This is a genomic window from uncultured Williamsia sp. (assembly GCF_947494875.1).
Classification (GTDB): Bacteria; Actinomycetota; Actinomycetes; order Mycobacteriales; family Mycobacteriaceae; genus Williamsia_A.
In genome coordinates, this window is sequence record NZ_CANLWM010000006.1 from 139,732 (window position 1) to 158,941 (window position 19,210).

Below are 19,210 nucleotides of genomic sequence, written 5' to 3' on the forward strand. Positions count from 1 at the left end.
GTACCGCTGCTGACCACACGGAATGGCCGAGAGCCCCGATGAGCTTGTATATCCACATGTCCTCCGCCACCACCTCCGCCGCCACGGCGACGGACCCCGGGAGCCGCGCCCCGCAGACCGTCGGCCTGATGGTCGTGTTGGCGACCGTGATGGTCGGCACGACGATGCCCACGCCGCTGTACGCCGACTACGAACGCGCTTTCGGGTTCTCGCTGCTCACGGTGACCGTCGTCTACGCCATGTACGCGGTCGGCGTCCTCGCGGCACTTCTCGCGTTCGGCACCTGGTCCGACGTCCTGGGTCGTCGCCCCGTCCTGGCGCTCGGCGTCTTCTTCGCCGCCGCCAGTGACGTCGTCTTCCTGCTCGCGGACGACACCGCCGTCCTCCTGGTGGCGCGCGTCGTGTCCGGGCTGTCGGCGGGTGTGTTCGTCGGCACGGCGTCGGTCGCGATCATCGAGATGGCGCAGGGTCGGTTGTCCTCCCGCGCGCCGCTGCTGGCCAGCCTGGCCACGATCGGCGGGCTCGGCATGGGCCCGATCGTCGCGTCGCTGCTGGTCACGTGGGCACCGAGTCCGCTGCGCACCACGTACTGGGTGCATCTCGGACTGATGGTGATCGCGGCGCTCATCGTCGTCGCCGTGCCGGAGACCCGCGGTCGGCACCGCGACGAGAAGCTCGGATTCATGCCGCTGACCGTGCCCGCCGAGATCCGCGCCTTCTTCATCCGGGCCGCGATCCTGGGCTTCGCCGGCTTCGCGGTGATGGGCCTGTTCACGGCGCTCGCACCGACGATCGCGTCGCGGTTCGCCGGGGTCGACTCCGTGATCGGCCAGGCGCTGCTCGTCGCCGCGGTGATGGGCGGCTCACTGGCCGGTCAGATCGCCGGCCGCGCCCTCGACGACCGCATCTCCGAGGTCGTCGCGATCGCGATGATGATCGCCGGCATGGCGCTGCTCGTCGCGACCCTGCTCGCCGGGCACTGGCCGCTGCTCGCGGCCGCCGGACTCGTCGGCGGGTTCGGTCAGGGCGTCGCGTTCGCGCGCGGGCTGTCGGGGATCGCCACCGGCGCCCCCGCCGACCGCAAGGCGGCGACCACGTCGGCGTACTTCGTCATCACCTACATCGCCATCAGCATCCCGGTAGTCGCCGAGGGGCTGCTGTCGCGGGCGGTCGGGGTGCGCACCGCGGGCATCGTGTTCGCGTGCGTGGTGTCCGCGCTCGCGCTGACGGCCGGCGTCCTCGCGTGGCGTGAACAGACCCGCGTCGACGACGACGCCGAGAAGGCCGACGCACCCGCCCACTGAACTGCTCCGCCTGCCCAACGAAGGGCTCCGAGTGCCCAACGAACGGCTCCAACTGCCCAACGAACGGCTCCAACTGCCCAACGAACGGCTCCAACTGCCCAACGAACGGCTCCAACTGCCTAACGAACGGGGCGACGCCGTTCGTTGGGCGGCAGGAACCATCGGTTGGGCGGCCGGAACCGTCGAGTGGGCGGCAGGAACCGTCGAGTGGGCGGTCCGGACTCGTCGGGCAGACTGACGCGATGCCCGTCGACGTCATCGACATCGCCGACCCTGACGACCCGCGCGTCGACGACTTCCGCGACCTGAACTCCGTCGACCGCCGCCCCGACCTGCCGGTGCTGCCGGGTGGCCGCCCGGGCCGCGGGCTCGTCGTCGCCGAGGGTGTGCTGGTGGTGCAGCGGATGATCGCGTCGCGGTTCACCCCGCACGCCTTCCTGGGTGTCGAGAAGCGGCGCGCCGAACTCGACGCCGACCTCAGCGACCCGTCCGTCGACGGCCTGCCGTTCTACCGCGCGACCGCCGAGGTCATGGCCGAGGTCGTCGGATTCCACCTGAATCGCGGCGTGCTCGGCGTCGCCCGCCGGCCCGAGCGTCTGTCCCTCGACGCCGTCGTCGCCGGGGCGCGCACGGTGGCGGTCCTCGAGGGCGTCAACGACCACGAGAACATCGGCAGCATCTTCCGCAATGCCGCCGGTCTCGGCGTCGACGCGGTGGTCTTCGGTCGCGGCTGCGCGGACCCGCTCTACCGTCGTGCGGTCCGGGTCTCGATGGGCCACGCGCTGCTGGTGCCGTTCGCGATGGCCGACGAATGGCCGGGCGACCTGCACACGTTGCGCGACAACGGGTTCACCGTCGTGTCGCTCACCCCTGACCCCGACGCCGTGCCCCTCGCCGAGGCCGTCGACGCCGACCGCGTCGCGTTCATGGTGGGTGCCGAGGGTCCAGGCCTGTCCGAGACGGCGATGCGAGCGGGAGACGTCCGGACCCGGATCCCCATGGCGCGCGGTACCGACTCCCTCAACGTCGCGACCGCCGCGGCGATCGCTTTCTACGCCCGCGCCGCCCGGTGACGACCATCGATCACCGGTGCAGGTGCCGTAGCGCCGATTCGGCTGCGTTGTAGCCGCACATGCCGTGCGCGCCGGCGCCGGGTGGGGTCGACGCCGAGCACAGATAGACGCCGTCGATCCCGGTCGCGTACGGGTCGATCGCGGGTCGCGGCCGCAGCAGCACCTGCAGTCCGCCGTTGGACCCGCCGATCACGTCGCCACCGGCGAGGTTCGGGTTCGACTGCGCGAACTCGGTCGTCGTGGTCACCGCGGTCGCGCGGATCCGATCGCGGAACCCGGGCGCGAACCGCTCGATCTGGGCGGTGATCGCCTCCGTGGCGTCGCCGGTGTACCCATGTGGCACATGGGCATACGCGTACAGGGGGTTCACCCCATCCGCCGACCGTGTCGGGTCGGCGACGTACTGCTGCCCGACGATGAGGAACGGGCGTTCCGGCATGACGCCCTGCGCCACCTGACGTTCCGCCGCGACGACCTCGTCGGCGTCGCCGCAGACGTGCACCGTGCCCGCGGCCGCGACGCCCTCGGCGATCCAGGGGACGGCCCCCTCGACGGCGTAGTCGACCTTGAACGCGCCCGGAGCGCGACGAAAGCGGTTGTAGGACCGCCGGATCCGACGGGGAAGCGCGTCGCCGTAGATGTCGACCGCGACCTGCGGTGAGGTGTCGAGCAGCACGACGTCGGCGGACGGGATCTCCGCGGCGGACCGGATGTGGCGCCCGGTCTCGATCACACCGCCGAGGTCGGTGAGCATGGCGGCGAGTGCGGTGGTGATCGACGCCGACCCACCGCGGGCCACCGGCCAGCCGAACCGGTGGCCCGACGCGGCGAGCATCAACCCGACCGCGGACGTGAGTGGTCGGTCCAGACGCGTGTAGGCATGGGCGGCGGCACCCGCGAAGGCGGCGCGGCCCTGCGGGGTACCGAACAGTCGCATGGTCACCGTGGCGGGTGGCAGCGCGCGCGGACCCAGTGTCGCGAGGGCGAGCAGATGCCGCGGCATGTGCGCGATCGGGCGCATGACCTCGGCCGCCAGGTCGTCGAAGCGGGAGGCCAGCGGACCGACGAGGGCCCGCCACCGGGCGCCGTCGCGGCCGAGACCGTCGACCGTCGCGTCGATCGACCGGTACAGCAGCGCCGCGGTGCCGTCGTCGAGTGGATGGGCGCAGTCGACCGGGGCGTGGTCCCAGAGCAACCCGTACCGCTCGAGATCGAGCCCGGCGAGGAACGGTGACCCGACGCCGAGCGGGTGGAAACCGGAGCAGTGATCGTGGATCAGGCCCGGGAGTGTCAGCTCACCCGACCGTGTGCCGCCGCCGATCGAGTCCGCCGCCTCCAGGACGGTCACCGACACGCCCGACCGCGCGAGGTGCACGGCGGCGGCCAGCCCGTTCGGGCCGGATCCGACGACGACGGCGGTGGTCATGATCTCGACGGTAGCCGACCGGCACGTCGTCCCCGGCCGGTCGGAGTCCGGCGCGAGAATGGACCGATGACCGCCGCCGAGCCGACGCCGTGGGGACCGGGCATCACGCTGGCCGCCGTGTGCGCTGTCGTCGTCGCCGGCACGGTCGGAGGCGTCTACAGCGTCGTCGCCGAGGCGGGCCGACTCCTCGGGGTCCTCGCGGTCGTCGTCGTGTGTGGCGGTCTGGGACCGTCGGCCTGGGTGTGGCGACGGCGACCGGTACTGCGCTGGATCGGCTCCGGCGCTCTCGTCGGCCTGGTCATCGGACTGGTGATCGCGACCGCGCTCGCCGCCGAACGGTGACCACACCCACGCTTGACGATCGTTAGCCGGTCGAATTTATAATCGGTGCACTGCCGACGTCGCCGCAGAACTCGTGGGGTGTGACGACTTCGGCGATCAGGGTCGGTGCCGGCAGCAGTACGCCGCCGGCGCCGCCCCGGTTCCTCGCGTCGGGTCAGCGTCGCCCGAAACCGAACCACCGCGCGACCTTCGTCGGCGCGGACACGTCCTCGCCGTCCTCGGTCTGCTCGGCGTCGTGGGCCGGCTCGGGATTCCGGGTCTCCGCGCGGTGTGGATCGCGCAGGTCGTCGGCGGTCGGTTGATGACCAGGGGGCCGGATCGCGAAGCGCGACACGGTGATCGCCTCGGGGGAGATGACGTCCGGGCCGAACGGCGGCGTGAGGCGGAGACCCACCCAGTTCGTCGACGCCTGGTCGGCGAACTCGGTGGGGTGGAACGGAAGTGCCTGGGGGTCGGGCATCGCGCCCTCGCTGTAGCGCAGGGGCCGTTCGCCGGCCCAGAATTCCCGCTCGAACACGTACGGCAGTCCGATGTTCTCGGCGATGTCGACCGGGTTCGACGCGAACGACCGTCGGAGCGTGCCGTTCTCCCACGACGCGAAGGCCCCGAAGGACCGTTCGATGTCGGTGACGATGAGGTGGACGACCTGGGCGGGACGCGCGGCGATCACCGAGTCGGGCAGGTGCGACGGGTGATCGGTCGCGACGGGTGCGCCGACGACCACCGCGATCCGGCCGAACGAGCCGACCGCGACCTCGTCGTCGCCACCGGCGGCGGCACGGTCGAGGGTGGTCTCGCCGCGCGGGACCAGGACGGAGTCGCCGACGACGGCCCGCGCCAGATGTGCTGCGGCCTCGGGATCGTTACGGACACCGAACCGCAGGTCGGCGATCGGGTCATCGCTGTCGACGAACCAGAGCATCCCCGCGTTCGCTCCCACACCAACCCTTCCGGTCGTGTCCTACTGGCTGCCGTTGCTGCGCACCCCGAGAAGGACATCTTCCCACGCGGGTACGGCCGGCTTCCGCGAGGCCTTGCGCGGCCTGCGCGCAGGGGTCGAGGTGTCAGGGGTCGTCGCCGCCGGGTCGTCGTCCGTTGCGGCGGTGGACTCGTCGGCTCCCGGGTCCCGGCGGGTGGGGACGTCGTCGGGATCGAAGTCGGCGGCCTCGAGGTCCTCGATCGTGTCGGTGGCGCGGGCGGCGACGGGATCGGCTGCGGCACTGGCCACCTCGGGCTCCGGGGCGTCGATCGCCGTCTCGGCGTCGACGTGTCGCGACCGGGATCGCTGGGCGTGGATGAGGTCGTCGGCGCCGACGGTGACCTCGTCGGCGACGGGTGTCGGGCGGCCGGACGGGCGTGCGGTGGGTGGCGTCGCGAACGAGACGACGGACCCGGATCCGCTGAGGGGACGCGTGAGGTCGGCGTCGGTGAGTTCGTCGGCCATCTCGTCGAGCGGCTCGGTGGTGCCCCCGCTGGACCCCGGCAGGAAACGCCAGTGCGCACGGTTCTCCGATCGGCCGACGCGCCAGGCGACCTGCACGATCCACCGGTTGTCGTCGCCCTTCCAGGCGTCCCAGGCGGTGTTGTCGGGGTCGTGTCCGCGGGCTCCGAGCGCCGCCGCGACCACCTCGCCGAGCGTGGACAGCGCGGGACCGTCGATGCGGATCGGGTGCGACGACGCCGCCATCTCGGTGGCGCGGGAGCGCTCGAGAAGCACCGGGTGCGCGAAGCGATCGATCTTGTCGACGGAGACCCCGGCGGCGGCCGCGACCTGTGCGACCGAGGCGCCGGAGCGGATGCGGGCCTGGATCTCGCGCGGCCGCAGGGCGCTCTCCATCTCGATCTCGATCTGACCGATGCGGGAGATGTCGCCACGGAGTGCGGCGCGGAGCCGATCGTCCGCCGGGACGGTGAACTCCTCACCGGAGACGGGGTCGCGGCAGATCACCGAACCACTCTCGGCGTCGACGCCGATGACACGCAGTTCGCGCATCTGCCCTCCTCACCACACCAGAGTTGGGGGTTCTGCCGACTCTAGTGCAGCGCACACCCCGCGCGGGCCCGACACGCAGGTCGGATGCACGGGGTGGACCCGCAGCGGCGGTCGGTCAGAGAGCGGCGACGACGTGGTCGATGCACTGCGTGAGCGCGGTGACGTCGTCGGGCTCGATGGCCGGGAACATGCCGATGCGGAGCTGGTTGCGGCCCAGCTTCCGGTACGGCTCGGTGTCGACGACGCCGTTGGCGCGCAACGTCTTCGCGACGGCCGCGGCGTCGACGGAGTCGTCGAAGTCGATGGTCCCGACGACCTGGCTGCGCAACGCCGGGTCGGTGACGAACGGCCGGGCGAACTCGCTCTTCTCGGCCCATTCGTAGAGGCGCGAGCTGCTGTCGGCCGTGCGCGCGACGCACCAGTCGAGGCCGCCCTGGGCGAGCATCCAGTCGATCTGGTTCGCGAACAACAGCAGCGACGCGACAGCCGGGGTGTTGTAGGTCTGGTCCTTGCTGCTGTTGTCGACGGCGGTCGGCAGCGACAGGAACTCCGGCACCCAGCGGTCGGTGGCACCGATGCGCGCGACGCGCTCGAGCGCCGCCGGGCTCATCAGGGCGACCCAGATCCCGCCGTCGGAGGCGAAGCACTTCTGCGGCGCGAAGTAGTAGGCGTCGGTGTCGGCGACGTTCACCGGCAGGCCGCCGGCGCCGGAGGTGGCGTCGATGGCGATCAGGGCGTCACCGGCGGCAGCGGGACGCGACACCGGCACGGCGACGCCGGTCGAGGTCTCGTTGTGGGCCCACCCGACGAGGTCGACGTCGGCGGTCTGCTCGGCGGTGATGTCCGACGGGCTCGGCGCGGTGCCCGGATCGGTGGAGATCACCGTCGGGTCGTCGAGGAAGGGGGCCTTCTTGGTCACCGAGGCGAACTTCGACGAGAACTCGCCGTAGGTCAGGTGCAGCGACTTCTTCTCCACCAGTCCGAGCGCGGCGGCGTCCCAGAACGCGGTGCTGCCGCCGTTCGACAGGACCACCTCGTAGCCCTCGGGCAGCGAGAACAGGTCGGCCAGGCCGGCGCGGATGCGTCCGACGACGTTCTTCACCGGCTTCTGGCGGTGGCTGGTGCCGAAGACGGAGGCGCCGGTGTCGACGAGCGACTGCAGCTGTTCGGGGCGGACCTTCGATGGCCCGCAACCGAATCGGCCGTCGGCGGGCAGGAGATCGGCGGGGATGGTGATCTGCGCCGTCGTGGTGTCGCTCATGGTCACGATCGTAGAGGGGCGTGTGTGGGCGTCCCCTTCCCGTCCGTTGAACAAGCGTTTAGCATCTTGATCATGCGTTCAGCCGACGATGCCGACCTCACCGCCCGCGCCCGCATCCGCGACGCGGCCATCACCGTGTTCGTCCGTGACGGCTTCGGTGCGACCGTGCGCGCGGTCGCCGCCACGGCCGACGTGAGCCCCGGTCTCGTCATCCACCACTTCGGCAGCAAGGCCGGGTTGCGCGCGGAATGCGACGCCCACGTGCTCGCCCACGGCAGAGAACGTGCCGACTCCCTGCTCGGCGACCGGGCGCGGATGGGCGACGCGATCGGGGCGGCACTGGCCCGACTGGCCGACGAGGGCCCGATGCTCGGCTACCTCACGCGGGTCCTTGCCGAGGGCGGTGAGGTCGCCCGCTCGTTCCTCGATCGCCTCGTCGCCGACACCGAACGGTCGATGCGCGTCGCGGTCGCCGCGGGCACGGTCCGACCGTCCGTCGACGAGGCCGCGCGGGCGCGGCACATCGTCGCGATGTCGCTGGGCACGCTGTCGATGGACCTGGTGATGAACCCGCCCGACGACCCGACCGACGGTGCGGCGATCGTCGCGGCGTACGCCGATCGCATGCTCGTCCCGGCCACGGAGTACGCGACCCACGGCCTCTTCACCGACACCGCGGCCCTCGACGCCGTGCTCACCGCTCGCGCCACGGAGGAGCAGGCATGAACACGGATCCCGTCGTCGAGGTCGACGGCCTGGTGAAGTCGTTCGGTCGCACCCGTGCACTCGACGGCCTGTCACTGCGGGTCGGCCGCGGCGAGGTCGCCGGTTTCCTCGGCCCCAACGGCGCGGGCAAGTCGACCACGATCCGCGTCCTCCTCGGTCTCGTGCACCCCGACGCGGGGACGGTCCGGGTGTTCGGTGCCGATCCGGTGCGCGACGCGGTGGCGATCCATCGGCGCCTCGCCTACGTGCCCGGCGACGTCGCGCTCTGGCCCCGTCTCACCGGCGGCGAGTGCATCGACCTGCTGCTGGGGATGCGGGGCGTCACGGTCTCCGCCGACCGTCGTTCCGAACTGCTCGACCGGTTCCGGCTGGACCCGACCCGGCGGGTGTCGACGTACTCGAAGGGCAACCGCCAGAAGGTGGTGCTGGTGGCCGCGTTCGCCGCACCCGTCGACCTGCTGGTCCTCGACGAGCCCACCTCGGGCCTCGACCCGGTGATGGAGACCGTCTTCGCCGACTGCGTCCGCGAGGCCGTCGACACGGGGTCATCGGTGCTGCTGTCGAGCCACATCCTCAGCGAGGTGGAGAAGCTCTGCGACTCGGTGACGATCGTCAGAGACGGCGCGACCGTCGAGGCCGGCGCCCTGTCCCGCCTGCGGCGGATGACGCGACTGCGGGTCTCCGCCGAGATCGGCGCCACGGGCACGCCGGTCGGCGACGGGATCGACGACCTGCAGGTGGAGGCCGGCCCCGGAGGGCGACGGAGGATCAGTTTCCTCGCCGATCGCACGCGGATCGCGGCGATCGTCGCGGGCCTCGACGCGCTCGACGTCACCGACCTGACCGTCACGCCGCCGTCGCTGGAGGAACTGTTCCTGCGCTACTACGGCGGCGCCCCGGCGCAGGAGTCGCTGTGACGGCACCCGCGGGCGTGGGCGGTCTGCTCCGACTCGCCGCTCGGACCGAACGCATCCCCGGAGTCGCCGGGGCGCTGGTGGTGCCGGTGCTGCTCGGGGCGACGGCAGCCGCGCTGACGCCGCTCTATCCCGATCGGGCGTCGCGCCTCGACCTCGCTGCGGGCGCGGCCGCGAACCCGGTGTTCCGGGTGCTGCTCGGGCCGCTGCGCGACGTCTCGGGGGTCGGGGTGCTGTCGGTGTGGCGGATCGGCCTGCCCGCGCTGCTGGTGATCGCGATCCTCGCCGCGGCCACCGTCACCCGGAACCTGCGCGGCGCCGAGGCCACCGGTCGGATGGAACTGCTCCGGTCGGCCGCCGTCGCGCCCCTCGCGCCTCTGGTGTCGGCAGTCGCGGTCGCGCTGTCATGGGCGGTGGCGACAGCTGCACCGGTCGTCGTCGTGGCGGCGGCGGTCGGGGTCCCGATCGACACCGCGGCCGGGGTGGGCGCGCAGGTCCTCGCCGCAGCGGTCGCCGGGATCGGGATCGCTGTCGTCGTCGACCAGGTGGTGACCACCTCCCGGACCGCGCTGGCCACGTCGGCGGGGGTGCTGGTGGTGGCCTTCCTGGTCCGGGGTGTCGCCGATGCCGCCGACGGCTGGTCGTGGCTCGCCTGGGTGTCGCCGCTCGGGTGGGTCGAGCGGATCGACCCACTGGGTGGGTTCTCGCCGACCGGACTCGTCGCGTGCCTGGTGCTCCTCGTCGTCGGTGTCGCGACGGCGACGGTGATCGCCCGGCGCCGGGATCTCGGTGCAGGGCTGGTGCATCCGCGACCGGGCCCGGACCGTGCGCGGCTGCCGATGCGACTGCCGACGGTCACCGCGGTGACGATCGGCCCGTCGCTGCGACCCTGGCTCGGGGGGTCCTTCGCCTACTGCGTTCTCGTCGGGTTGCTGCTCGCGTCCGCCGGCTCCCTCGTCGGCTCCGGCGGCACGGCCGATCTCGTCGAGAAGCTCGGGCGCCAGGCCGATCTCACCGACGCCCTCGCGAACACGGTCCTCGGCATCGTCGGGGTGGTCGCCGCGGCCGCAGGGGTTGCGGTGGTCGGTGCGACGCGTGGCGACGACCGAGCGGGACGCGGGGAGATGCTGCTCGCCACCGCGGTCTCACCGGTCGGGAGATACCTGGCCGCAACGGGTCTCGTCGTCGTCGCGACGATCACGGTCCCGGTGCTCGCGGCCTGCGGGATGGGTCTGGGGCGCGCGCTCACCGGCACCGCGGACGGCCCGTCGACGGGCGAGATGATCGCGGCAGCGACCGTGGGGATGCCCGCAACGTGGGTCGTTGCGTCGATCGGGCTCGCCGCGTACGGGCTCCGCCCGCGCCTGGTCGCCCTGGGGTGGGTGGCCGTCGTCGTCGACCTGCTTCTCGGACCGCTGGGAGTGCTTCTCGGAGCGCCCTCCTGGCTGCGGGACGTCGCGCCCCACACGCACCTGGCCGCGACGGTGGGATCGGCGGTTCCCGGTGTGCCCGTGGCGAGCTGCCTCGCGGTCGGTGTCGTGCTCGCGGCGGTCGGGGCGGCCGCGCTCCGACGGCGCGACCTCACCTGAGGTGATCAGTGCTGGGTGACCGACTCCCAGCCGACGACGTCCTCGGGGCGACGCGGCGCGGGACCGACGTAGAGCGCGGCGGGCCGGACCAGTTTGGCGAGACGCTTCTGCTCGAGGATGTGCGCGCACCAGCCGGCCGTGCGGCCGCAGGTGAACATGGCGGGCATCATGTGCGGCGGCACCTCGGCGAAGTCGAGGATGACCGCGGCCCAGAACTCGACGTTCGTCTCGATCGCGCGGTCCGGGCGACGCTCGCGCAGTTCGGTCAACGCGGCCTGCTCGAGCGCCGAGGCGACCTCGAAGCGCGGGACGCCGAGTTCCTGGGCCGTTCGTCGCAGCACGCGGGCGCGCGGGTCCTCGGCCCGGTAGACCCGATGGCCGAAGCCCATGAGCTTCTCCTTGCGGTCGAGGATCCCCTTGACCAGGCCGCGAGCGTCTCCTGTGCGCTCGACCTCCTCGATCATCGGCAGCACGCGCGCGGGGGCGCCTCCGTGCAGCGGACCGGACATCGCACCGATCGCCCCGGACAGCGACGCGGCGACGTCGGCGCCGGTGGAGGCGATGACGCGGGCGGTGAACGTCGACGCGTTGAGGCCGTGTTCGGCCGCACTCACCCAGTAGGCGTCGATCGCGCGGACGTGCTTGGGGTCGGGGTTGCCCTTCCAGCGCGTCATGAACCGTGCGGTGACGGTGTCGCAGCCGTCGATCTCCTTCTGCGGCACCGCCGGCTGGTGGATGCCGCGCGCGGACTGCGCGACGTACGACAGCGCCATCACCGACGCCCGGGCGAGGTTGTCGCGGGCGGTGGCGTCGTCGATGTCGAGCAGTGGGCGGTACCCCCAGATCGGGGCGAGCATCGCGAGCGCGGCCTGCACGTCGACGCGGACGTCGCCGGTGTGCACGGGCAGCGGGAACGGCTCGGCCGGCGGGAGGCCGTCGCCGAAGCGGCCGTCGACGAGCAGCGCCCAGACGTCGGAGAAGGTGACGCGGTTCTCGACGAGGTCCTCGATGTCGACGCCGCGGTAGCGCAGGTTGCCACCGGCCTTGTCCGGCTCGGCGATCTCGGTGGTGAAGGCGGTGACGCCCTCCAACCCCGGGACGAAGTCGTCGGGGACACCCGCTGACCTGGTCGGCGTCTCTGCGGTTCCTGCCATGGTGGCGACTCCCTCGTCGGAGATCTCACGCTGTCACCAGGACTGTAGTGCTCTCCGCCGGCGGCACGGCCGACTCCCCGGCTCGTCACCGTCGTCCCGGGCTGACTGACCTAGGCTTTCCCTCGTGAGCGCAACCGACTTCCACTCCGAGGTGCGGGCTCTGCGTCTGGAGCGGGTGCTGGACGCGTCGGTCGAGATCATCACCGAGCAGGGCTGGGACGGGCTCAGCATGACCGCGGTCGCGAAGCGGTCCGGGGTACCCAGGCAAAGCCTGTACAAGGAGGTGGGGACCCGCGAGGAGCTCGGCAACGCAGTGGTGTTCCGCGAGGTCGACCGCTTCCTGGAGCGTGTCCGCACCGGTCTCGACGCCCATCCCGACGACTTCGAGGCGGGCGTCTCCGCCGCCGTGCGAGGCGTCCTGGAACACGGCCGGTCCAACGCCGCACTCGCGGCCGTCCTGCGGCCCGGCCACGATGCGGGCCTGCTCGCACTGCTCACCGTGAACCCCGACGCCGTACTGGGCCAGGCCACCAGCGCCCTCGAATCGCTGCTGCAGGGCGCCGTGTCCGCGGCGCTCGTCGACACCGTTGTGCGACTGACGATGAGCCATCTTCTGCAACCGACGGTGGACGTCGACGAGGCGGTCGACCGCATCGATCGGGTGGTCCGCGGATTCGACTGACCGCCCGCGAATCGTGCGCTCGCCCCGCTTACAGGTCGAGCGTCAGTTTCTGCGAGAGCGATCGGGACACGCACAGCATCACCGTGTCCCCGCGCTCACGTTCCGCCCGCGTGAGGACGGAGTCGCGGTGGTCCGGGGTCCCGTCGAGGACGTCGGCCTGGCAGGTGCCGCAGATGCCCTCCATGCACGACCCCATCACGTCGACACCGGCCTCCTCGACCGCCTCGAACATCGTCGTCCCCGCGGGGACGGTGACCGTCACGCCGGACTCGACGCACTCGACCTCGAAGGAGTCCAACGCACCCTCGGGAGCGTCGATCGCCTTGGGGGCGAACCGTTCCAGGTGCAGGCTCTCGGACGGCCAGACGGCGCACCTCTCCTCGACGGCGTCGAGGAGGACGTCGGGGCCGCAGCAGTAGACGAGTGTGTCGGGCCGGGGGTCGGCGAGGAGCGTGTCGAGGTCGAAGCGTGTGCCGCGGTCGTCCTTGGCCCACACCGTCACTCGGTCGTCGCCGTCGAACTCGTCGAGGTACGCCATCGTCGACCGGGACTTGCCGACGTAGACCATCTCCCACTTCGCCCCGTGCCCTTCCGCGGCGGCGATCATCGTGCGGATCGGGGTGACGCCGATGCCGCCGGCGATGAACAGGTAGCGCGGCGAGTCGACGAGCGCGAAGTGGTTGTCGGGACCCGTCACCCGGAGGGTCGTCCCCTCGGCGAGCTCGTCGTGGACGAAGGCCGACCCACCACGGCCGTCCGGTTCGCGGAGGACCGCGACCGTCCACGACGACCGGTCGGCGGGATCACCACACAGCGAGTAGTGACGCGTCAGTCCCGGGCGGAGGAGGAGTTCGACGTGCGCACCCGGAGCCCACTGCGGCAGGGGTTCTCCCGCCGGGGCGGTGAGCGTCAGCTCGACGACACCGTCGGCCGCATCCCGTCGCCGGGCGACCTGGACGTCGAGCACCGTCCGCTCGACGCGGCCCGTGCGCTGCGGTCGGGCCGGCGCCGGCGTCTCTGCGGCCTGTGCCCTCCCGCGCCTGCGCCGCTCCTGGTGCATGGCGCGATAGGTGCCGTGCTGTCGCCGCTCGGCGCCCTTCGGCGTGAGCTGCACCATCATCGAGCTGTAACCGCGAACGAAGTTCGACTGCACCCGTTCGGGTTCGGCGAGGACCTCGATGTCGTCGAAGCGCTCGAGCAGCTCCTCCCACAGGATCCGCAGCTGCAGCTCGGCAAGTCGGCTGCCCATGCAGCGGTGCGTGCCGATACCGAACGCCAGGTGGTGGCGGGCGTTTCGACGGTCGATGACGAAGCTGTCCGGATCGTCGAACGTGCGCTCGTCGCGGTTGGCCGAGGCGTACCACATGACGACCTTGTCGCCCTTGCGGATGAACTGACCGTTGAGAACGGTGTCGCGCGTGGCGATCCGGCGCATGTAGGCGAGCGGCGTCTGCCAGCGGAGGATCTCGTGGACCATCTTCGGCACGAGCGCAGGGTCCTCGCGGAGGCGGTCGAACTGCTCGGGGAACTGGTTGAGCGCCAACAGGCCACCGGTCATGGAGTTGCGGGTGGTGTCGTTGCCGCCGATGACGAGCAGCACGATGTTGCCGAGGAACTCCATCGGGCGCTCGATGAGGTCCTTGGTGTCCTCGGACATCTGCATCAGCGTGATGAGGTCGTACCCCGGCTTCTCGCCGGCCTTCAGACGCGCGGCCTTGTCGTGCCACAGGGCGCTGAAGCTCTTCGCGGCGTCGGCCGCGGCCCGGTAGGCCGCGTCGGTGTCGGTGGATCCGCCGGTGGCCGATGCGCTGGCGGCGACCAGATCGGTCCACTCGACCAGCTTGCGCCGCTCGTCGTACGGGAAGTCCAGCAGCGTGGCGAGCATGCGGGAGGTCAACTCGATGCTGACCCGGTCGACCCAGTCGAAGGGCCTGTCGGTCGGCAGCTCATCGAGGACCTCCTGCACCCGCGAGCGGATGAGGGCTTCCATCTCCTCGAGGTTCTGCGGGGCGACGACGCCCTGCACCGCACCGCGCTGCTGGTCGTGGCGCGGTGGGTCCATGGCGATGAACATCTCGATGTCGAGTCCCTCGGGCGGCGCACCGAGGATGATCTGCGGTTCGGCGGAGAAGGTCTCGAAGTCCTTGTCGACCTGCACGATGTCGTCGTACCGGGTGACCGACCAGTACGGGCCGAACGCGCTGTTCGCCTGGAAGTGCACCGGCGCCTCGTCGCGCAATCGCGCGAAGTACGGCTGCCACTGCTGCTGACGCCACAGGAACGGGTTGCTGACGTCGATCTGGGTCAGGTCGAGGTCCGCGACGTCCGGGATCTCGGCCTCGGTGAAACGCGGCTGCCCGTCGCCCACGACGAGCTTCTTCGCCCGCTGCGCCAGGTGCAGCGCCTGGATCTGGCGCTCCATCGGGATCGTCGCCTGGGCCTTGTTCCGGACCTGATCGAGAACGCGCATACCTGTGACCACCTTCACTCGTCGTCGTGACAACAGTGAAGCAGATGTCAGTCGCGGTGACAATAGTGCTTGTTTTGTCGCAAGCCGTCAGCCGGGCGGGCGACCGTCCGGGTTCCGCGACTGGTCGATCGCGAACGTGACCACTGTCAGCGTCGCAACCGCAGGCGTCTCCGGGTAATGGTTTGCGCGGAGTTGCTCGACGAAATCGCGCATGCCGTCTCGGCGGACGCCCCGACGTCGGTGGGGGAGATCGCGTCGGATCGGTGACTGGTGATCGTGACGATTCGCTCGGGATGCGTTGCCGACCCGGTCATCTGTCTCGTCCCACTACAGTGCTGCCATGCCGAGGCGCTCGTCGTCGCAGTCCGTCGGACTTCATCGGGACTCTGCCGCATGACGCCGCGTCGGGTGTGTGAGTCCGTCCACGTGGTGGCCACGCTCGCGATCCCATGGGCGTTCGCCGCCTGGTTCTTCGTGCCGCGGGGGCGGTCGCAGACCATCGCCGACGAAGCGCACTTCGTCTTCGTGTTCTTCAGTGCCGCTGCGATCGCGGCGGGCGTGCTCCTCTGTAGTTCGGCGATGTTGCGGGTGGGCGGGCGCGCTGTCGCGGCGTCCATCCCGTTCACGATCTTCTGGGCGCTCGCACTCGCCGCGGCTCTCTACGAGATGCACGAGTTCGGCGAGCCCTATCGCTGCGACGTCGACCTGTGCATGCCGTCGTTCGGGCTGTTCCTGGTCGTGGTGCCCTTCGCTTTCGTCGTCACGGCCGGTGTCGCCGGATCCATGGCGTTCACCCGGTCTCGCGACGCAGACCGGTCTCGCGACGATGCAGTCGGCGACCTACCCCGACATCCCTGAACGCGCCACCGAGGTGGTGGTCGACGACAGAAACACATCCGCGACGGACGGGGAGTCCGCCGCGCCGGCGGTAGGTACAGACTCTCGCGGCAACCCCATTGGCTCCCGGGAGTAGCGTCGATGCGCGTGACTGGCGAAGCGGTGAACGTCTCGGCGATGCGCGTCGGGTACCGGCCGGGTGGTGACGACGACCTCGAGCCCGACTGGCTGAGCGGCGACCCGATCTGGCTCGACCTGTTCGAGCGGTGGCTCGCCGAGGCGGTCGAGGCCGCCGTACCCGAGCCGAACGCGATGGTCGTCGCCACCGTCGGCGCCGATGGCGCGCCCGCCACACGGACCGTGCTGTGCAAGGCCGTCGACGAGCGCGGCATCGTCTTCTACACCAACTTCGGGTCCGGCAAGGGTCATCACCTCGCCGAGCGGCCGGTCGCGTCGGCGACCTTCCCGTGGATCGCGATGGAACGCCAGGTGCACGTCCGTGGCCCGGTCGTCCGCGTCGCCCGCGACGAGACGCAGGCCTACTGGGACAGTCGTCCGCGCGGCTCCCGCCTCGGAGCCGTCGCGTCCGACCAGTCGCGCCCCATCGACTCGCGAGACGCACTGCGCCGCAGGGCCGAGGAGGTCGAGCAGCGCTTCGGGGCCTCCGACGACGACGGCCCGGTTCCCCTGCCCGACGGGTGGGGCGGGTTCCGGATCGAACCGGCGTCGGTCGAGTTCTGGCAGGGCCGTGCGAACCGTCTCCACAACCGGGTGCTCGCCACACGGACGGACGACGGCTGGACCGTCGCCCGCCTCCAGCCCTGATGGCGCGGCTCCTCGCCGACACCGCACCCCTGCGCAGTCCGCAGTTCCGACGGCTGTGGACCGCCAACATCGTCACCGTCATCGGTGCCCAGCTGACCGTCGTCGCGGTTCCCGCCCAGATCTACTCCGTCACCGGCAGTTCCGCGTACGTCGGACTCGCCGGACTCTTCGGACTCGTCCCGCTCGTCGTGTTCGGGCTGTGGGGCGGTGCGGTCGCCGACGTCGTCGATCGTCGTGTGCTGCTGATCATCACGACCCTCGGGCTCATCGGCTGCAGCGCGCTGTTCTGGCTGCAGGCGGCCGTCGGGGTGGACAACGTGTGGGTGATCCTCACGCTGTTCGCGGTGCAGCAGGCGTTCTTCGCGGTGAACCAGCCGACGAAATCGGCCATCCTGCCCAAGATCGTCCCCATCGCCGATCTCCCCGCGGCGAACTCCTTGAACATGACGGTGATGCAGGCCGGCGCGATCGTCGGTCCCGTCGTGGGCGGGGCGCTCATCCCACAACTCGGGTACTCGACGCTGTATCTCGTCGACACGATCTTCCTGTTCGCGACGCTGTGGGCGGTCGTCGCGCTGCCGTCGCTGAAGCCCGAGCGCGACGCGTCGGCGCCCCGGGTGGCCGGATTGCGCTCGGTGATCGACGGTTTCGTCTACCTGCGCGGCCACAAGGTGTTGCTCATGTCGTTCGTCGTCGACCTGATCGCGATGGTGTTCGGCATGCCGCGGGCGCTGTTCCCGCAGATGGCACACGAGAACTTCGGCGGGCCCGAGGACGGCGGCCTCGCCTTCGCGCTGTTGTTCGCGGCGATCGGCGCGGGAGCGGTTGTCGGAGGTGTCTTCTCGGGCTGGGTGTCCCGTGTGGAGCGGCAGGGACTCGCGGTGATCGTCTGCATCGTCGTGTGGGGTCTGGCGATCGCGGGCGCAGGTATCGCGGTGGCGTTCGCCGGGGGCTCCGCGCTGCCCGTGCTGCCGATCGTGATCGCACTGCTGATGGTCGGCGGAGCCGCGGACATGGCGTCGGCCGCGTTCCGGCAGTCCATGCTGCAGTCCGCGGCCAACGACGACGTGCGCGGGCGCCTGCAGGGAGTGTTCACCGTGGTCGTCGCGGGCGGTCCGCGGATCGCCGACGTCGCGCACGGCGGTGTCGCCGCGGTCGCGGGTGTGGCCGTCACCACTGCCGGCGGCGGCATCCTGGTGGTCGTCTTCACAGTGGTGGCGGCACTGGCCGTCCCGGCCTTCGTCCGCTATCGCGTCACCCACTGATCGCGCCGGTAGCGTGGCTCCGATGAGAGAGATGGCCGCGCGCGTCACCGGGAGCATCGTGTTGCTCGCGGCGATGGCCGCGGTCTACCTCGTCGCCGTCTGGACCCGAGGCGGACAGTCCGTCGATCAGCGGCTCTACGAGGAGATGTTCGGCGCCAGTTCGTGGCGGGAGCTGCTGCATCGCATCGGTTTCGAACGTGTCACCGACCCCCGACTGTGGGTGGTCGCCGGCGTCGTGGTGATCGGCCTCGGGCTGCTGTCCCGACGGCGCGCGAGCATCATCCCGCTGCTGGTCCTGCCCGTCGTCGGTGTGGTGGTCGCGCGGGCCCTCCGGACCGTGATCCTTCCCCGCCCTGAGCTCATCGACATCGTCCGGGCCGCCTACAACACCTTTCCCAGCGGCCACACCGCCGCAGCCGCCGGATGCGTGGCGGCCGCGATCCGTGCCGCGCCACGGCCGCTCACGCCGATCGGGGCCGTCGTCGGCGCCATGTGGGTGACCGTCGTCGGGCAGGGCCTCATGGAGGTCGGGGCGCACCGCCCGAGCGACGTCATCGGGTCGCTGTTCATGGTCGGGGCGCTGCTGATCCTGGTGCCGACGTCCTCGCGTGAGCGCGGGTGGGGTCCGGTGACCGCAGTCGGCACCGCGGTCGTCGGGTTGGTCGGGCCGGTCCTGTGGGCCGCCTACACCGGCCACCCCGTCGTCGCCGCGGTCGGCGTCGTCGCGTCGGTGGTGTTCGCGATCCTGACCCTCGGCCCGTCCCGCGAGGGTGTCGCGCCCCTCGCCCAGCGGGACAGACGCGAGGTCACGGCTCGGACGCCATGACGCGGGTCTTTCGGACGTAGACCTCGCGGGACACCTCCGCGACGACGGTGCCGGATTCGTCGACGATGTCCGTCCGGAACCACCGCAGGTGCTTCCGGCCGCCATCGGTGGCCTCCCGGATCGCGTCGACGACCTCGTCGGTGACCACGAAAGTCGCGCGAAGTCGGCCGTGTCCCGGTGTGCGGAACAGGATGTGTCCCTGCGTGTCCCACACGCGGTAGCCGGAGCCCAGCCGGTGGGCGATCAGGAGGCAGAAGAACGGGTCTGTCATCGACGCCATGGTCCCGCCGAACGCGGTGCCGAACGCGTTGCGGGTCAGCCGCGTGACGCGGTGCTCCACGGTGAGGTGGCGGCCCGCGGGGTCGGCTTCGACCACGCGGACACCCGCGCCGAGATAAGGGGGCCACCACCGCATCACCCGACGCAACGTCGAGGGTGTGTTCGCCATCACTGGACTCCTACTCAATTGCCGTTACTATGCGTCACACCATAATGATTGTGTCGGCGGTGGTCGATCGGGAGG

Annotated in this window: 19 protein-coding genes; 11 read left to right on the plus strand and 8 right to left on the minus strand. The window is 71.2% G+C overall.

All coding sequences use genetic code 11. The features are described from left to right. Positions 1–38 precede the first annotated feature (38 nt). Positions 39–1,304, plus strand: coding sequence for an MFS transporter (locus Q1A98_RS14975; protein ID WP_299575008.1), 1,266 nt, complete (start codon positions 39–41; stop codon positions 1,302–1,304). A 242-nt stretch (positions 1,305–1,546) separates the two neighbouring features. Next, positions 1,547–2,377, plus strand: coding sequence for an RNA methyltransferase (locus Q1A98_RS14980; RefSeq protein WP_299575010.1), 831 nt, complete (start codon positions 1,547–1,549; stop codon positions 2,375–2,377). Positions 2,378–2,387: 10 nt separating this feature from the next. Here the strand turns inward: Q1A98_RS14980 and Q1A98_RS14985 are convergent, their stop codons facing one another. Next, positions 2,388–3,803: an NAD(P)/FAD-dependent oxidoreductase gene (locus Q1A98_RS14985; protein WP_299575011.1), complete on the minus strand. Its 1,416-nt coding sequence runs from the start codon at positions 3,801–3,803 to the stop codon at positions 2,388–2,390. A 66-nt stretch (positions 3,804–3,869) separates the two neighbouring features. On the opposite strand from Q1A98_RS14985, the gene Q1A98_RS14990 reads away from it, so the two are divergent. Continuing rightward, positions 3,870–4,145: a DUF2537 domain-containing protein gene (locus tag Q1A98_RS14990; protein ID WP_299575013.1), complete on the plus strand. Its 276-nt coding sequence runs from the start codon at positions 3,870–3,872 to the stop codon at positions 4,143–4,145. 154 nt (positions 4,146–4,299) lie between these two features. Here Q1A98_RS14990 and Q1A98_RS14995 read toward each other — a convergent pair whose 3' ends face one another. From Q1A98_RS14995 to serC, 3 genes are all read right to left on the minus strand, one after another. Continuing rightward, complete coding sequence (locus Q1A98_RS14995) at positions 4,300–5,085, minus strand: hypothetical protein (RefSeq protein WP_299575015.1); 786 nt, start codon at positions 5,083–5,085, stop codon at positions 4,300–4,302. Positions 5,086–5,106: 21 nt separating this feature from the next. Continuing rightward, on the minus strand, positions 5,107–6,138 hold the full coding sequence (gene sepH, locus Q1A98_RS15000) for a septation protein SepH (protein WP_299575017.1): 1,032 nt from the start codon (positions 6,136–6,138) through the stop codon (positions 5,107–5,109). A gap of 115 nt (positions 6,139–6,253) precedes the next feature. Next, the gene (gene serC / locus Q1A98_RS15005; protein WP_299575019.1) at positions 6,254–7,399 is read right to left on the minus strand and encodes a phosphoserine transaminase; all 1,146 of its coding nucleotides are present in this window, start codon (positions 7,397–7,399) and stop codon (positions 6,254–6,256) included. Between the two features lie 72 nt (positions 7,400–7,471). Here serC and Q1A98_RS15010 point away from each other — a divergent pair, with 72 nt between their 5' ends. Genes Q1A98_RS15010 through Q1A98_RS15020 form a run of 3 tightly spaced genes read left to right on the plus strand, consistent with a single transcriptional unit; the run spans position 7,472 to position 10,628 of the window. Continuing rightward, positions 7,472–8,125 carry a TetR family transcriptional regulator gene (locus tag Q1A98_RS15010; RefSeq protein WP_299575021.1) on the plus strand — a complete coding sequence of 218 codons (654 nt, stop codon included), beginning with the start codon at positions 7,472–7,474 and terminating at the stop codon, positions 8,123–8,125. After that, entirely contained in the window at positions 8,122–9,042 is a 921-nt protein-coding gene (locus tag Q1A98_RS15015; RefSeq protein WP_299575023.1) for an ABC transporter ATP-binding protein, read from the plus strand. The genes Q1A98_RS15010 and Q1A98_RS15015 overlap by 4 nt, the downstream gene beginning before the upstream one ends. Then, positions 9,039–10,628 carry a hypothetical protein gene (locus Q1A98_RS15020; protein WP_299575025.1) on the plus strand — a complete coding sequence of 530 codons (1,590 nt, stop codon included), beginning with the start codon at positions 9,039–9,041 and terminating at the stop codon, positions 10,626–10,628. The genes Q1A98_RS15015 and Q1A98_RS15020 overlap by 4 nt, the downstream gene beginning before the upstream one ends. Positions 10,629–10,633: 5 nt before the next feature. Here Q1A98_RS15020 and Q1A98_RS15025 read toward each other — a convergent pair whose 3' ends face one another. After that, entirely contained in the window at positions 10,634–11,782 is a 1,149-nt protein-coding gene (locus Q1A98_RS15025; protein WP_299575027.1) for a citrate synthase 2, read from the minus strand. 124 nt (positions 11,783–11,906) lie between these two features. On the opposite strand from Q1A98_RS15025, the gene Q1A98_RS15030 reads away from it, so the two are divergent. After that, positions 11,907–12,464 carry a TetR family transcriptional regulator gene (locus Q1A98_RS15030; RefSeq protein ID WP_299575028.1) on the plus strand — a complete coding sequence of 186 codons (558 nt, stop codon included), beginning with the start codon at positions 11,907–11,909 and terminating at the stop codon, positions 12,462–12,464. 28 nt (positions 12,465–12,492) lie between these two features. On the opposite strand, the gene Q1A98_RS15035 is transcribed toward Q1A98_RS15030, so the two are convergent. Beyond that, the gene (locus Q1A98_RS15035; protein ID WP_299575030.1) at positions 12,493–14,934 is read right to left on the minus strand and encodes a cytochrome P450/oxidoreductase; all 2,442 of its coding nucleotides are present in this window, start codon (positions 14,932–14,934) and stop codon (positions 12,493–12,495) included. An 87-nt stretch (positions 14,935–15,021) separates the two neighbouring features. Then, on the minus strand, positions 15,022–15,147 hold the full coding sequence (locus tag Q1A98_RS15040; RefSeq protein WP_299575032.1) for a hypothetical protein: 126 nt from the start codon (positions 15,145–15,147) through the stop codon (positions 15,022–15,024). A gap of 180 nt (positions 15,148–15,327) precedes the next feature. Here Q1A98_RS15040 and Q1A98_RS15045 point away from each other — a divergent pair, with 180 nt between their 5' ends. The 4 genes from Q1A98_RS15045 to Q1A98_RS15060 all read left to right on the plus strand — a co-directional run bounded on the left by Q1A98_RS15045 (position 15,328) and on the right by Q1A98_RS15060 (position 18,687). Beyond that, a complete protein-coding gene (locus Q1A98_RS15045) occupies positions 15,328–15,792 on the plus strand; it encodes a hypothetical protein (protein ID WP_299575033.1) in 465 nt (154 codons plus the stop codon). A gap of 156 nt (positions 15,793–15,948) precedes the next feature. Next, positions 15,949–16,596: a pyridoxamine 5'-phosphate oxidase gene (pdxH, locus tag Q1A98_RS15050; RefSeq protein ID WP_299575377.1), complete on the plus strand. Its 648-nt coding sequence runs from the start codon at positions 15,949–15,951 to the stop codon at positions 16,594–16,596. Continuing rightward, the gene (locus Q1A98_RS15055; protein ID WP_299575035.1) at positions 16,596–17,861 is read left to right on the plus strand and encodes an MFS transporter; all 1,266 of its coding nucleotides are present in this window, start codon (positions 16,596–16,598) and stop codon (positions 17,859–17,861) included. The genes pdxH and Q1A98_RS15055 overlap by 1 nt, the downstream gene beginning before the upstream one ends. Before the next feature lie 22 nt (positions 17,862–17,883). Further along, positions 17,884–18,687: a phosphatase PAP2 family protein gene (locus Q1A98_RS15060; protein ID WP_299575037.1), complete on the plus strand. Its 804-nt coding sequence runs from the start codon at positions 17,884–17,886 to the stop codon at positions 18,685–18,687. Here Q1A98_RS15060 and Q1A98_RS15065 read toward each other — a convergent pair. Further along, on the minus strand, positions 18,668–19,135 hold the full coding sequence (locus tag Q1A98_RS15065; RefSeq protein WP_299575039.1) for a DUF4442 domain-containing protein: 468 nt from the start codon (positions 19,133–19,135) through the stop codon (positions 18,668–18,670). The two genes, Q1A98_RS15060 and Q1A98_RS15065, sit on opposite strands and share 20 nt — an antisense overlap. Positions 19,136–19,210: the final 75 nt, after the last annotated feature.

Coding starts and splice junctions, on each gene's coding strand:
- Q1A98_RS14975 (WP_299575008.1), top strand. CDS start 39: ATGAGCTTGTATATCCACATGTCCTCCGCCACCACCTCCGCCGCCACG.
- Q1A98_RS14980 (WP_299575010.1), top strand. CDS start 1,547: ATGCCCGTCGACGTCATCGACATCGCCGACCCTGACGACCCGCGCGTC.
- Q1A98_RS14985 (WP_299575011.1), bottom strand. CDS start 3,803: ATGACCACCGCCGTCGTCGTCGGATCCGGCCCGAACGGGCTGGCCGCC.
- Q1A98_RS14990 (WP_299575013.1), top strand. CDS start 3,870: ATGACCGCCGCCGAGCCGACGCCGTGGGGACCGGGCATCACGCTGGCC.
- sepH (WP_299575017.1), bottom strand. CDS start 6,138: ATGCGCGAACTGCGTGTCATCGGCGTCGACGCCGAGAGTGGTTCGGTG.
- serC (WP_299575019.1), bottom strand. CDS start 7,399: ATGAGCGACACCACGACGGCGCAGATCACCATCCCCGCCGATCTCCTG.
- Q1A98_RS15010 (WP_299575021.1), top strand. CDS start 7,472: ATGCGTTCAGCCGACGATGCCGACCTCACCGCCCGCGCCCGCATCCGC.
- Q1A98_RS15015 (WP_299575023.1), top strand. CDS start 8,122: ATGAACACGGATCCCGTCGTCGAGGTCGACGGCCTGGTGAAGTCGTTC.
- Q1A98_RS15025 (WP_299575027.1), bottom strand. CDS start 11,782: ATGGCAGGAACCGCAGAGACGCCGACCAGGTCAGCGGGTGTCCCCGAC.
- Q1A98_RS15035 (WP_299575030.1), bottom strand. CDS start 14,934: ATGCGCGTTCTCGATCAGGTCCGGAACAAGGCCCAGGCGACGATCCCG.
- Q1A98_RS15040 (WP_299575032.1), bottom strand. CDS start 15,147: ATGCGCGATTTCGTCGAGCAACTCCGCGCAAACCATTACCCGGAGACG.
- Q1A98_RS15045 (WP_299575033.1), top strand. CDS start 15,328: ATGACGCCGCGTCGGGTGTGTGAGTCCGTCCACGTGGTGGCCACGCTC.
- pdxH (WP_299575377.1), top strand. CDS start 15,949: ATGCGCGTCGGGTACCGGCCGGGTGGTGACGACGACCTCGAGCCCGAC.
- Q1A98_RS15055 (WP_299575035.1), top strand. CDS start 16,596: ATGGCGCGGCTCCTCGCCGACACCGCACCCCTGCGCAGTCCGCAGTTC.
- Q1A98_RS15060 (WP_299575037.1), top strand. CDS start 17,884: ATGAGAGAGATGGCCGCGCGCGTCACCGGGAGCATCGTGTTGCTCGCG.
- Q1A98_RS15065 (WP_299575039.1), bottom strand. CDS start 19,135: ATGGCGAACACACCCTCGACGTTGCGTCGGGTGATGCGGTGGTGGCCC.